The 13,601-nt window shown below is 54.6% G+C and carries 12 protein-coding genes; 8 read left to right on the top strand and 4 right to left on the bottom strand.

Going from position 1 to position 13,601, the window contains the following annotated elements; translation table 11 throughout:
• The first annotated feature begins 159 nt into the window (after positions 1-159).
• Genes NWV12_RS14765 through NWV12_RS14755 form a run of 3 tightly spaced genes read left to right on the top strand, consistent with a single transcriptional unit; the run spans position 160 to position 3,075 of the window.
• Entirely contained in the window at positions 160-1,845 is a 1,686-nt protein-coding gene (locus NWV12_RS14765) for a sensor histidine kinase (RefSeq protein ID WP_023312444.1), read from the top strand.
• Positions 1,839-2,558, top strand: coding sequence for a two-component system response regulator BtsR (gene btsR / locus NWV12_RS14760; protein ID WP_023312443.1), 720 nt, complete (start codon positions 1,839-1,841; stop codon positions 2,556-2,558). Before NWV12_RS14765 ends, btsR begins: the two co-directional genes overlap by 7 nt.
• Positions 2,559-2,604: 46 nt before the next feature.
• The gene (locus NWV12_RS14755) at positions 2,605-3,075 is read left to right on the top strand and encodes a DUF1456 family protein (RefSeq protein WP_045888720.1); all 471 of its coding nucleotides are present in this window, start codon (positions 2,605-2,607) and stop codon (positions 3,073-3,075) included.
• A 31-nt stretch (positions 3,076-3,106) separates the two neighbouring features.
• Here the strand turns inward: NWV12_RS14755 and metG are convergent, their stop codons facing one another.
• Positions 3,107-5,140: a methionine--tRNA ligase gene (metG, locus tag NWV12_RS14750; RefSeq protein WP_032658904.1), complete on the bottom strand. Its 2,034-nt coding sequence runs from the start codon at positions 5,138-5,140 to the stop codon at positions 3,107-3,109.
• Positions 5,141-5,277: 137 nt separating this feature from the next.
• Here metG and apbC point away from each other — a divergent pair, with 137 nt between their 5' ends.
• Complete coding sequence (apbC, locus tag NWV12_RS14745) at positions 5,278-6,387, top strand: iron-sulfur cluster carrier protein ApbC (protein ID WP_029740176.1); 1,110 nt, start codon at positions 5,278-5,280, stop codon at positions 6,385-6,387.
• A 93-nt stretch (positions 6,388-6,480) separates the two neighbouring features.
• Here apbC and NWV12_RS14740 read toward each other — a convergent pair whose 3' ends face one another.
• Both NWV12_RS14740 and NWV12_RS14735 read right to left on the bottom strand, forming a co-directional pair.
• Complete coding sequence (locus NWV12_RS14740; RefSeq protein ID WP_232056980.1) at positions 6,481-6,936, bottom strand: GNAT family N-acetyltransferase; 456 nt, start codon at positions 6,934-6,936, stop codon at positions 6,481-6,483.
• The gene (locus tag NWV12_RS14735; protein WP_023336316.1) at positions 6,911-7,243 is read right to left on the bottom strand and encodes an RcnB family protein; all 333 of its coding nucleotides are present in this window, start codon (positions 7,241-7,243) and stop codon (positions 6,911-6,913) included. The genes NWV12_RS14740 and NWV12_RS14735 overlap by 26 nt, the downstream gene beginning before the upstream one ends.
• 486 nt (positions 7,244-7,729) lie before the next feature.
• Between NWV12_RS14735 and NWV12_RS14730 the strand changes: the two genes are divergently transcribed.
• The 4 genes from NWV12_RS14730 to NWV12_RS14715 all read left to right on the top strand — a co-directional run bounded on the left by NWV12_RS14730 (position 7,730) and on the right by NWV12_RS14715 (position 12,090).
• Positions 7,730-8,869, top strand: a complete 1,140-nt coding sequence (locus NWV12_RS14730) for a polysaccharide export protein (RefSeq protein ID WP_048979976.1) — start codon at positions 7,730-7,732, stop codon at positions 8,867-8,869.
• Positions 8,869-9,303, top strand: coding sequence for a protein-tyrosine-phosphatase (locus NWV12_RS14725; RefSeq protein ID WP_048979975.1), 435 nt, complete (start codon positions 8,869-8,871; stop codon positions 9,301-9,303). Before NWV12_RS14730 ends, NWV12_RS14725 begins: the two co-directional genes overlap by 1 nt.
• Before the next feature lie 14 nt (positions 9,304-9,317).
• The gene (locus tag NWV12_RS14720) at positions 9,318-11,498 is read left to right on the top strand and encodes a polysaccharide biosynthesis tyrosine autokinase (RefSeq protein ID WP_048979974.1); all 2,181 of its coding nucleotides are present in this window, start codon (positions 9,318-9,320) and stop codon (positions 11,496-11,498) included.
• Positions 11,499-11,574: 76 nt separating this feature from the next.
• Positions 11,575-12,090 carry a protein disulfide oxidoreductase gene (locus NWV12_RS14715; RefSeq protein ID WP_048979972.1) on the top strand — a complete coding sequence of 172 codons (516 nt, stop codon included), beginning with the start codon at positions 11,575-11,577 and terminating at the stop codon, positions 12,088-12,090.
• Between the two features lie 36 nt (positions 12,091-12,126).
• On the opposite strand, the gene NWV12_RS14710 is transcribed toward NWV12_RS14715, so the two are convergent.
• Entirely contained in the window at positions 12,127-13,593 is a 1,467-nt protein-coding gene (locus NWV12_RS14710) for an aspartate aminotransferase family protein (protein WP_048979970.1), read from the bottom strand.
• Positions 13,594-13,601 lie beyond the last annotated feature (8 nt).

Here is a 13,601-nt window from a genome sequence, read left to right as displayed (position 1 = left end):
GAAGGATTGATTGATTTTTGAACAAACAATGCGAAGCATGCGCGATATTCAGAAAAAGGTGTGATAACGGACACGATTTTGCGCTTTTTTGGGATGCTTCAAAGAAAGTAAACCCGCATCAGTGTATGTTACGCGTTTTTAGCGTGTGCGGTTTTGAGTATGTACGAGTTTAATCTGGTGCTGCTGTTGCTTCAGCAGATGTGCGTGTTTCTTGTCATTGCCTGGCTGATGAGCAAAACGCGCCTGTTTATCCCGCTGATGCAGGTTACCGTACGCCTGCCGCATAAGCTGCTCTGCTACGTTACCTTCTCTATTTTCTGCATTATGGGGACCTATTTTGGCCTCCATATCGAAGACTCTATTGCCAACACGCGCGCTATCGGCGCGGTGATGGGCGGGCTGCTGGGCGGTCCCGTCGTCGGTGGGCTTGTCGGCTTAACCGGGGGGCTGCATCGCTATTCCATGGGCGGAATGACGGCGCTGAGCTGTATGATCTCAACGATCGTGGAAGGGCTGCTCGGCGGCCTGGTGCACAGCTACATGATCAAACGCGGCCGCCCGGATAAAGTCTTTAGCCCGCTTACCGCCGGTGCCATTACCTTTGTGGCCGAAGTGGCGCAGATGGCGATCATTCTGCTAATTGCCCGTCCGTTTGAAGATGCGCTGCACCTGGTCAGCAGCATTGCCGCTCCGATGATGGTCACCAACACCGTGGGTGCGGCGCTGTTTATGCGCATTCTGCTCGACAAGCGCGCCATGTTTGAGAAGTACACCTCGGCGTTTTCCGCCACGGCGCTGAAGGTCGCCGCCTCAACCGAAGGGATCCTGCGCCAGGGGTTTAACGAAGAGAACAGCATGAAGGTCGCGCAGGTGCTCTACAAGGAGCTGGATATCGGCGCGGTGGCCATAACCGACCGCGAGCGGCTGCTGGCCTTTACCGGCACCGGGGACGATCACCATCTGCCGGGTAAACCGATCTCCTCAGCCTATACGCTGCGCGCCATCGAAACCGGTGAGGTGGTGTATGCCGACGGTAACGAAGTGCCTTACCGCTGTTCGCTGCATCCGCAGTGCAAGCTGGGCTCCACGCTGGTGATTCCGCTGCGCGGGGAAAATCAGCGGGTGATGGGGACTATCAAGCTGTATGAGGCCAAAAACCGTCTGTTCAGCTCCATCAACCGCACGCTGGGGGAGGGGATAGCCCAGCTGCTGTCCGCGCAAATCCTCGCCGGGCAGTATGAGCGGCAGAAAGCCCTGCTGACGCAGTCCGAAATTAAGCTGCTGCATGCTCAGGTCAACCCGCATTTCCTGTTTAATGCCCTCAACACGCTCAAAGCGGTGATCCGCCGCGACAGCGATCAGGCCGCGCAGCTGGTGCAGTTTCTGTCGACCTTTTTCCGTAAGAACCTGAAACGGCCGTCTGAGATCGTGACCCTCGCCGATGAGATTGAGCACGTGAATGCCTATCTGCAGATCGAGCAGGCGCGTTTCCAGTCGCGCCTGCAGGTGTCGCTCTCCGTTCCGGACGAGCTGGCGTATCAGCATCTCCCGGCCTTTACCCTGCAGCCTATTGTCGAAAACGCCATTAAACACGGCACGTCACAGCTTCTGGGAACGGGGGAGATAACCATTGCCGCCAGCCGTTTCAACCACCATCTGGTGCTGGATATTGAAGATAATGCCGGGCTTTATCAGCCTTCCGCCTCGGGCGGTTTAGGGATGAGCCTGGTGGATAAACGCCTGCGCGCTCATTTTGGCGACGACTGCGGCATTACCGTCGCCTGTGAGCCAGACCGATTTACCCGTATTACCGTACGACTGCCGCTGGAGGAAAACGCATGTTAAGAGTGCTGATTGTGGATGACGAGCCGCTGGCACGAGAAAACCTGCGCGTTCTGCTGCAGGAGCAGCCTGATATTGAGATTGTGGGGGAGTGCGCGAACGCCATTGAGGCCATCGGCGCGGTGCACAAGCTGCGCCCGGACGTGCTGTTCCTCGACATTCAAATGCCCCGCATCAGCGGGCTGGAGATGGTCGGCATGCTCGATCCGGCGCATCGCCCCTATATCGTGTTTCTGACGGCGTTCGACGAATATGCCGTTAAGGCTTTTGAGGAGCACGCGTTTGACTATTTACTCAAGCCGATTGAAGAGAAGCGTCTGGAAAAAACGCTCACCCGTTTACGCCAGGAGCGAACCGTACAGGACGTCACGCTGCTGCCGGAAAACCAGCAGCCGCTGAAGTTTATCCCCTGCACCGGGCACAGCCGAATTTATCTTCTGCAGATGGATGATGTGGCGTTTGTCAGCAGCCGCCTGAGCGGGGTGTTTGTCACCAGCGCGGAAGGGAACGAAGGGTTTACCGAGCTGACCCTGCGCACGCTGGAGAGCCGCACGCCGCTGATCCGCTGCCACCGCCAGTATCTGGTGAACATGGCGCACCTGAAGGAGATCCGCCTGGAAGATAACGGCCAGGCCGAGCTGGTGCTGCGTGCCGGGCAAACGGTACCCGTCAGCCGTCGCTATCTCAAGAGTTTGAAAGAGGCGATTGGCCTGTAAAACTGGTACACTGCGCGCCATTGCATCATCGACATTCGAAGGCTCTATGCTAAGTAACGACATTCTTCGTAGCCTGCGCTACACCCTGAAAGCAAACAACAACGACATGGTGCGCATTCTTGCGCTGTCGGACATGGAATCCACGTCTGCCGGTTTCGATACCTGGATGACCAAAGAAGACGAAGAGGGCTTCGTTCGCTGCCCGGACATTATTCTGTCGGGTTTCCTTAACGGCCTGATTTACGATAAGCGTGGCAAAGATCCGGCCGCGCCGGAGCTGGCGCTGGAGCGTCGCGTGAACAACAACACGGTGCTGAAAAAGCTGCGCATCGCGTTCTCGCTGAAAACGGACGATATCGTGGCGATCATGACGGAGCAAAAATACCGCGTATCCGTGCCGGAAGTGACCGCCATGATGCGCGCGCCGGATCATAAAAACTACCGCGAGTGCGGCGATCAGTTTCTGCGTAATTTCCTGCGCGGGCTGACCCACCGGGTGCATCACCCTAAACCATAAAAAAAGCCGGAGATTATCTCCGGCTTTTTTGTTATTTCACCTGCTGGCCAGGCTTCGCGCCTTCATCAGGGCTTAACAGGAAGATATCTTTCCCGCCAGGGCCTGCGGCCATCACCATCCCTTCAGAGATGCCGAAGCGCATTTTGCGCGGCGCCAGGTTCGCCACCATCACGGTCTGACGACCGATCAGGACCTGCGGGTCCGGGTAGGCTGAACGGATGCCGGAGAAGACGTTACGCTTCTCGCCGCCCAGATCCAGCGTCAGGCGCAGCAGCTTGTCAGAACCTTCCACGAATTCCGCGTTTTCGATCAGCGCCACGCGCAGGTCAACTTTGGCGAAATCGTCAAAGGTAATGGTCTCCTGAATCGGATCGTCTGCCAGCGGGCCGGTCACCGGTGCCGCAGCCGCTTTAACCTCTTCTTTAGACGCTTCCACCAGGGCTTCAACCTGCTTCATCTCGATGCGGTTGTACAGCGCCTTGAAGGTGTTCACCTTGTGGCCGAGCAGCGGCTGCGCCATGGCATCCCAGGTCAGTTCGGTGTTCAGGAACGCTTCAGCGCGGGCTGCCAGCTGCGGCAGAACCGGCTTCAGGTACGTCATCAGCACGCGGAACAGGTTGATGCCCATGGAGCAGATGGCCTGCAGATCGGCATCACGACCTTCCTGTTTCGCGACAACCCACGGTGCCTGTTCGTCCACATAGCGGTTTGCCAGGTCGGCCAGGGCCATGATTTCGCGCACGGCTTTACCGAACTCACGGGTTTCCCACGCGTCGCCAATGGTGGCTGCCGCGTCGGTAAAGGTTTTGTACAGGGCAGGGTCAGCCAGTTCAGCCGCCATCACGCCGTCAAAACGCTTGGCGATAAAGCCCGCGTTACGGGAGGCCAGGTTCACCACCTTGTTGACGATATCCGCGTTCACGCGCTGCACGAAATCTTCCAGGTTCAGGTCGATATCGTCGATGCGGGAAGAGAGCTTCGCAGTGTAGTAGTAGCGCAGGCTGTCCGCGTCGAAGTGGTTCAGCCAGGTGCTGGCCTTAATGAACGTTCCGCGAGACTTGGACATCTTCGCGCCGTTCACCGTCACGTAGCCGTGTACGAACAGGTTGGTTGGCTTGCGGAAGTTGCTGCCTTCCAGCATCGCCGGCCAGAATAGGCTGTGGAAATAAACGATGTCTTTACCGATGAAGTGATACAGCTCGGCCGTGGAATCTTTCTTCCAGTATTCGTCGAAGCTGACGGTGTCGCCACGCTTGTCGCACAGGTTTTTGAAGGAGCCCATGTAGCCGATTGGCGCGTCCAGCCAGACGTAGAAATATTTGCCCGGCGCGTTCGGGATTTCAAAGCCGAAGTACGGCGCATCGCGGGAGATATCCCACTGCTGCAGGCCGGATTCGAACCACTCCTGCATTTTGTTCGCCACCTGCTCCTGCAGCGCGCCGCTGCGGGTCCACGCCTGCAGCATTTCGCTGAAGGACGGCAGGTCGAAGAAGAAGTGCTCGGAGTCACGCATGACGGGCGTGGCGCCGGAAACCACGGATTTCGGCTCGATAAGCTCGGTCGGGCTGTAGGTTGCGCCGCACACTTCGCAGTTATCGCCGTACTGGTCCGGGGATTTACATTTCGGGCAGGTGCCTTTGACGAAACGGTCTGGCAGGAACATGCCTTTTTCCGGATCGTACAGCTGAGAGATGGTGCGGTTTTTGATAAAACCGTTCTCTTTCAGACGGGTGTAGATTAGCTCCGACAGTTCGCGGTTTTCGTCGCTGTGCGTGGAGTGATAGTTGTCATAGCTGATGTCAAAGCCAGCAAAATCAGTCTGATGCTCCTGACTCATTTCGGCAATCATCTGCTCCGGGGAGATCCCCAGCTGCTGCGCTTTCAGCATGATCGGCGTGCCGTGAGCATCGTCCGCACAGATGAAGTTAACCTCGTGGCCGCGCATTCGCTGGTAACGGACCCAGACATCAGCCTGGATATGCTCCAGCATGTGGCCGAGGTGGATTGAGCCGTTGGCGTACGGCAGTGCGCACGTTACCAGAATTTTCTTCGCGACTTGAGTCATAGTAGGCATTACTTCTTTTAACTGTGAAAAGGGTTTTTGATATTACCAAAAGGGGCATTATTAAGTAAGCACAAACCACGGCCTTTCAGGTAAACTTGTTCATCTAAGGTCTTATTCACAAGAACAAAGGAGTCGGGATGAGTTCTCAATCCCAGGCCAAATCACCGGAAGCCTTACGAGCAATGGTCGCCGGGACGCTGGCTAACTTTCAGCATCCAACCCTGAAGCACAATCTCACTACGCTGAAAGCGTTACACCACGTTGCCTGGCTGGACGATACCCTGCACATTGAGCTGCAGATGCCGTTCGTCTGGACCAGCGCCTTTGACGCGCTGAAAGAGCAGACCAGCTCTGAGCTGCTGCGTATTACCGGTGCGAAGGCGATCGACTGGAAGCTGAGCCACAGCATCGCCACGCTGAAGCGCGTGAAAAACCAGCCTGGCGTGAACGGCGTGAAAAATATCATTGCCGTCAGTTCGGGCAAGGGCGGAGTAGGGAAATCCTCTACCGCCGTTAACCTGGCGCTCGCGCTGGCAGCGGAAGGGGCAAAGGTCGGCATTCTGGATGCGGATATCTACGGTCCGTCTATTCCGAACATGCTGGGCGCGGAAAACCAGCGCCCCACCTCGCCGGACGGGACCCACATGGCGCCAATTATGGCGCACGGTCTGGCGACCAACTCCATCGGTTACCTGGTGACTGACGATAACGCCATGGTCTGGCGCGGCCCGATGGCCAGCAAAGCGCTGCTGCAGATGCTGCAGGAGACGATGTGGCCTGATCTGGATTATCTGGTGCTGGACATGCCGCCGGGCACCGGTGACATTCAGCTGACGCTGGCGCAGAACATTCCGGTCACGGGGGCGGTCGTCGTGACTACGCCGCAGGATATCGCGCTGATCGACGCCAAAAAAGGCATTGTGATGTTCGAGAAGGTGGAAGTGCCGGTGCTCGGTATCGTCGAGAACATGAGCATGCACATCTGCAGCAACTGCGGTCACCACGAACCTATCTTCGGTACGGGTGGTGCAGAAAAACTGGCCGCGAAGTATCACACCCAGCTGCTGGGACAGATGCCGCTGCACATTACCCTGCGTGAAGATCTGGACAGCGGAAAGCCAACGGTGGTCAGCCGTCCGGACAGCGAATTTGCAGAAATGTATCGCCAACTGGCGGGACGCGTTGCGGCGCAGCTCTACTGGCAGGGTGAAATCATTCCAGGGGAAATCGCGTTCCGCGCGGTGTAATTCCTCAGCTCCTAATTGCCGGGTGGCTTCGCTTACCCGGCCTACAAATGGCGCCATCACGTAGGTCGGGTAAGGCGAAGCCGCCACCCGACTTTAACCCAACCGATAGTGCATCAAATAATACTCTCCGTCCGGAGAATTACCCGTCGCCTCTATGTGCCAGCCGTGTCGCTGGTAAAACGCAATAGCCCGCGCATTCTTCACCAGACACTTAAGCGAACCCGTACTGGTAAACGTCTTCTGAACGTGTTCTAGCAACTCATGCCCGACGCCCTGGCTCTGATACTGCGGATCGACAAACAGATTGTGCAGGAAATTATCGTTCGTCCAGACGGAGGCAAAACCCAGGCGATGACCGTTCTTAACAGCAACCCAAATCACTTCGTCACGGGTTGCCGCGTCAAAGTCTTCAAGCTGCCAGTCCGCGCTGTCCAGCCATGGCCAGGCTTCACGCCGGGCGTGAAGGTAGAGCGTGCGCAGGAAAGGGCGATCGCTTTCCTGCCAGGGGCGAATCAGAATTGCGTTAGCGGTGATAGAAAATATCTCCATTGTAGGCTTTGTAGATCTTGCCATCAGCATCGCCGATCAGCACGTAGTTCTCACCCATATAGGTCCAGTGGGTTCCGGCATCCGGAGCTGGCAGGTTACGCAGCTGATACTGTTTGATGGTGTACTCCGGCGTTTGGTACTGCGCCGGCGCCGTGTCGCCAATCTTGAATTTCGTAAAGTCAGCGATGAACTCTTGTTCTTCATAGGCCTTGATGCCCGATGGCGCAGCGGCCGTTTGCGGGGCAGCGAATGCGGATCCCGCCAGAGACAGTAATACACCCAGAAGCAGCAATTTACGCTTAGCCATTTTTTCTCCAGTGATATCGTTACAGATACTTTTCGTCTGCAGGTCGTGCAAAGCGGAGCAGACAGTCCATTTTAAGTATCAACGCAGGGTATGTTTGAGAAAAAATGTAACAAAAGTGGACGGTTTTGTGTAGTCGAACTGGATGATGTTTATCATTGTGGTGAATGTTATATGTGTTATGTATTTTTAATATTTATCATTTCATTGAGCAATTCTAAAAATAAATTTCCACGTCAAAATTGGACTTCTATATAGATGCTTTCTCACTGAACAACATTTAATATTGACTTCGGGTGAGGCGTGCTCACTTTCGTTTTTATAAGGCTGAGTATTCTCATTGTTTTTACTAGAAATGGGATGGATTGCATTTTATTATGCTATAACTGCATGTTTCTGAAATAAAAAAATTAAATTTCAATGGCTTAGCTTATATTTTTTTGCAAAATTAACAATGAACGCAACGGTAAAAAACCAATATTTATATAAATGAAAAATACAACTGCATTTTCTCTGTTATTTCTTACTGTTAGTCAGTTGACGGGGTGTTTTTTTTCCCCAGGTCAGAACTTAAGTGTGTCCGGGAAGAAAGTCGTTTCTGTGGAAGAGGTCAATTATCAGCTTGATAAGCGCGTGGAGATTTTTCCACTGACGCCGGGATTAATTGAAAAGCTACTTCCGACCGTGTCGAAATCTCAGGCAAATCCTAATCTGGATGAACAGATCAAAAACTGGGAATACCGTATTGGTACAGGCGACATCCTGACGGTCACCGTCTGGGATCACCCTGAATTAACGACGCCCGCAGGACAATATCGTAGTGCGAGCGATGCCGGCAATTGGGTCAATGCCGATGGTACGCTCTTTTATCCCTACGTCGGTAAGCTGCGGGTGGCGGGAAAAACGGTTTCACAGGTACGTGAAGAGATTACAACTCGACTGGATAAAGTCATTGAGACCCCGCAGGTGGACGTCAGCATTGCCGCCTTCCGTTCCCAAAAAGCCTATGTCACTGGAGAGGTCGAAAAATCAGGCCAGCAACCCATAACCAATATTCCGCTGACGGTGATGGATGCGGTTAACGCCGCTGGCGGTCTTTCTGCTGATGCAGACTGGCGCAACGTCGTGCTGACGCATGATGGTAAGGACTCCCGCCTTTCGCTCTATGCGCTTATGCAGCATGGCGATTTGACCCAAAATAAACTGCTTTATCCGGGCGATATCCTTTTTATTCCCCGGAACGACTCGCTGAAAGTGTTCGTGATGGGCGAAGTCGTCAAGCAGAGTACGCTTAAGATGGATCGTAGCGGCATGACGCTGGCCGAAGCCCTGGGCAATGCCGGGGGGCTTAACCAAAATATGGCCGATGCAACCGGCATTTTTGTTATCAGGCAGGTAACGAAAAAAGGCGACACGGACAAAATTGCCAATATCTATCAACTGAATGCCGAAGACGCGTCAGCCATGGTGTTGGGTACGGAATTCCAGCTGGAACCGTATGACATTGTCTACGTCACCACGGCACCGCTATCACGCTGGAATCGCGTGATCACCCAGCTTGTGCCTACCATCAGTGGCGTCCATGACCTGACCGAAACCGTTCGTTACATCAGATCGTGGCCGCAGTAATGTTTCAGTCAATCTTAGTAGTCTGTACCGGCAATATTTGCCGTTCACCGATTGGTGAGCGGCTGTTGCGTCAGCAATTACCCGGCAAGCAGGTAACCTCGGCAGGTATTTTTGGACTTGAAGGCCGCCCGGCGGATGCGGCTGCGCAGGCTGTCGCCTGGCGTCATGGCGTTTCGCTGGAAGGGCATGTTGCCCGCAAGGTGACGCGCAGCCTGTTGCAAAAATCCGATTTGATTCTGGTAATGGAGCCGGAACACCTTCGTTTCATTGCCACAATAGCCCCGGAGAACAGGGGAAAATCGCTGCTCTTTGGACAATGGCTGGAAGCCAGGGACATTCCCGACCCGTACCACAAAAGTCGTGAAGCCTATGAATATGTTTTTGAGCAATTGGGAAAAGCCAGTCAGGAATGGGCTCGCCGTTTGAGTCAATAAGGAATGAAGCTGTAATGTCGTCTTCTAAATCAGATAAATATAGTGCTGCGACACCGCAGAATAATGAAATCGATCTTCTTCAGTTGCTTGCTGAGATGTTTGATCATCGGGTAACGATCGCATGTATCACACTCCTGCTCACGGTATGTGCGGGGATATATGCGTTCAACGTCACGCCAGTTTACCAGGCTGATGCCCTGGTACAGGTTGAATCGAAGCAGAAAAACTCGCTGCTCAAGAACTTGACCTCGTTTGAGGCCGATCTCTCTCCAGATGTCGCGCCAGAACTTTTACTCCTTAAATCACGGATGATCCTGGGGGAGACCGTCGATCAGTTAGGGTTGACGTACAACGTCAAGCGGCGTCTGTTCCCGGTCATCGGGTCTTTATGGGAACACGTGCGGGGACGTAAATCCGATAAAATAACGATTGGCACGCTGACTATTCCTCTTCTGGAAGGTAAGCCACAAACGCTTTTACTCACCGTACAGGAGCAAGGGCGGTATCGTCTTGAGGGAAAAATGCTTGTAGCAGACGGCGTTGTGGGAAAAACGCTTGTTAAAGACGGCATATCGATTCTGGTGACATCGCTCAGCGCGGAACCTGGCACCCAGTTTACCCTCGAAACCGTCACAAGGCTTGACGCGATCAACGCTATTCAGAAGAGACTTACGGTTGTGGAGTCGGCTAAACAGAGCGGTATGATCGCATTAACGTTAACGGGTGAAGACTCCGGCAAGATCGCCATGGTGCTTAATACCATTGCTGAAAATTTTCTCAGTCAGAATATTGCGCGCCAGGAAGCGAAAGATTCCCGCAGCCTCACGTTCTTACAGGATCAATTACCTAAGATCAGCCGGGAACTGGATGAAGCCGAAGCGCGACTGAATGCCTACAGAGAGCAACGCGATTCTGTCGACTTATCTCTGGAGGCGAAGTCAGTCCTCGATCAGGTAGTTAACGTGGAAAACCAGCTTAACGAGCTGACGTTCCGCGAAGCAGAGGTTTCCCAGCTTTTCAAAAAGGACCATCCCACCTACCGTGCTTTGCGGGAGAAGAAACAAACACTTGAGCGAGAGCGCGCGCGCCTGAATAACCGCGTCTCATCCATGCCTTCCACGCAGCAGGAAATCTTACGCCTGAGTCGTGACGTTGAATCCGGGCGTACCATATACCTGCAGTTGCTGACTCGTCAGCAAGAGTTGAGTATCTCGCGCTCCAGCGCTATCGGGAACGTGCGGATCATTGACCCGGCCGTGACGCAGCCAGATCCAATCAAACCGCGCAAAGCGTTCATTATTGTACTGGGTATGCTGATGGGGTTGATGCTCTCTACAGGAACGGTTTTAGTGCGTTCAGCCTTTAAGCGGGGCATTACCTCGTCTGAACAACTCGAAGTGCAGGGGATACCGCTTCTGGCGACGCTTCCACGCTCGACGTGGCTCTGGAAAAAAACGCACCTGCGCAGAAGAAATCTGTGTGCTTCCCGATGGAAGCACAGGACGTCGAATATACCTTTTCTTCCCGTTGACCGTCCGGCAGATATGTTTGTCGAGGCGGTGCGCGGCCTGCGCACCAGTCTGCATTTTACCATGATGGATGCCAAAAACCGGATCGTCGTGGTGTCTGGCCCCACGCAGGACTGCGGAAAGACCCTGGTCAGTACTTCACTGGCATCGATTGCCGCTCAGGCCGGACAGCGAGTGCTGTTTATTGATGCGGATATGCGCAAGGGATATGTCCACAATGTTTTCAAACTGAGCAATCATCGGGGATTATCCTGCGTGCTTGGAGGAACCGTTGAGTGGCAGGAAGCAATTCAACGCGTTGAGAAAGGCGGTTTTGATGTATTGACCTGCGGACCCCAACCTCCACATCCCGTTGAGCTGCTCATGAGTGAACGCTTCCAGGCCGTAATGTCGCAGATAGACAAACTGTATGACATCGTGATTGTCGATACCCCACCCGTGCTTGCCGTAACGGATGCCTTGCTGATAGCCAGAGCAGCGGCTACCACGCTTCTGGTCGCCCGCTTTGGTAAAACCAGCGTCAAGGAGATCGAGAACTGCCTGAAGCGTCTGCAGCAAATGGGTGTGCAGGTGAATGGCGCGATCCTCAATGATATCGTGAAATCGGCTGCGCTCTATTACAACTCGGGATATAGCCATTACGACTACGGCTATACACAGGAGTAAACCTGGCGCGACACTTCTTTACAGCGTGATGGCGTTTTGCCCGTTAAGATGACCTTCGTTGAAACATGAGGTCACAATGGATAACCGCAAAATCAGTCGACTGCGCCGCTGGGCGCGGGAAGGGATCATATTCGTTCTGCTGACGCTGGCCGTAGTGTGGGGTGTTGATCGGTATCGAAAACCGACACTCCCCGCCAGTTTTAGTGCAACACCGATGCAGAGCATCGACGGCAATATTCACGATATCGCGGCACTGAGCCAGGAACGGCCGCTGCTGATTTACGTCTGGGCCACCTGGTGCAGTATATGCCGTTACACGACGCCTTCGGTCAATAAACTGGCGAAAGAGGGGGGCAACGTCGTAAGCATTGCCATGCGTTCCGGCGATAACGCAAAGCTTGCGCGCTGGGTTGAAAAGAAACAGCTGAAAATGCCGGTGATCAACGATGAAAACGCTGCGTTGTCGCAGCAGTGGCAGGTGAGCGTCACGCCGACGCTGGTCATTGTGTCGAAGGGTAATGTGGTCAGCACCACGACGGGCTGGACGAGTTACTGGGGATTAAAATTAAGGATGTGGTGGGTAGGCGTATAAAAATAACCCCTCTCCCGGCGGAAGAGGGGTGTTGTATTACTTAGCCAGAACTTCCTGCGCGGTGCGCTCAACCAGAGACAGCAGGATTTTAATATCTTCCAGCGTCACGGTTGGGTTCAGCAGCGTCAGCTTCAGGCAGGTGACGCCGTTGTGCTCGGTCACACCAACGTTCGCACGGCCGGATTCCAGCAGCGCATCACCAATTTTCTGGTTCCGCAGGGCGATGCCCGCGTCATCCTTCTGCACCTGTCCGCGGAAGCGGAACAGAACGCTTGCCAGCTGTGGCTGCATAACCAGTTCCAGAGCAGGCTGCTCTTTCACGTAGGCCGCAACCTGCTGCGCCAGGGTCACGCCGTGATCGATGATCGCCGCGTATTGCTCCTGCCCCAGCGCTTCCAGGCTCATCCACAGCTTCAGCGCGTCAAAACGACGGGTGGTCTGCAGAGATTTGGACACCAGGTTAGGCACGCCCGCTTCTTCATCGAACTCAGAGTTCAGGTACGCCGCCTGATAGCGCATCAGCTCATAGTGGCGCGCTTCTTTCAGCAGGAACGCGCCGCAGCTGATGGTCTGGAAGAACTGCTTGTGGAAGTCCAGGGTGACGGAATCCACCAGCTCGATGCCGTCCAGGTAGTGACGATACTGCTCAGACATCAGCAGCGCGCCGCCCCAGGCCGCATCAACATGTACCCAGATGTTCTGCTTCGCGGCCAGCTCTGCAATCGCACGCAGCGGGTCGATAGCACCGGCATCGGTGGTACCTGCCGTTGCGACGATCGCCAGAATCTGCTCGCCGTTCGCGTTGCACTGTTCGATTTTCGCCGCCAGATCGGTCAGATCCATGCGGGAGAATTCGTCCGTTTTCACCTGCACGACGGACTGGTAGCCCAGACCCATCAGCGCCATGTTTTTCTGCACGGAGAAGTGTGCGTTTTCAGAGCACAGTACGCGAATTTTGCGCAAATCGCCGACCAGGCCGTCCTGCTGAACGGAGTGACCCTGACGCGCAAAGAACGCATCGCGAGCCAGCATCAGGCCCATCAGGTTGCTCTGGGTGCCGCCGCTGGTGAAGACACCGGCGTCGCCGGCCTGATAACCCACGCGGGTACGCAGCCACTCGATCAGTTTAATCTCGATAATGGTTGCGGACGGGCTTTGATCCCAGGAGTCCATACTCTGGTTAGTGGCGTTGATCAGCACTTCCGCCGCCTGGCTTACGACCAGGCTTGGGCAGTGCAGGTGCGCCACACACTGCGGGTGATGAACGGACAAGCTGTCTTTCAGGAAGAACTCCACGGCGCGTTCAATCGCCGCTTCGTTGCCCAGCCCTTTCGGGTTGAAATCCAGCTTAATACGGTCGCGCAGTTCCGCGACCGTTTTGCCCTGGTACATCTCAGGCTGTTTCAGCCACTGCATCACAGCCTGAGTGCTTTGTTCGAGCGCCTGCTGGTAAGCTTCAATGCTCTGCGCAGAGGAGAACAAAATTGGGTTTGAATCAGACATCGTAATCA

This window comes from Enterobacter sp. Crenshaw, from assembly GCF_024734705.1.
Lineage (GTDB): Bacteria > Pseudomonadota > Gammaproteobacteria > Enterobacterales > Enterobacteriaceae > Enterobacter > Enterobacter asburiae_B.
This window is presented reverse-complemented; position numbering and strand designations above follow the sequence as displayed.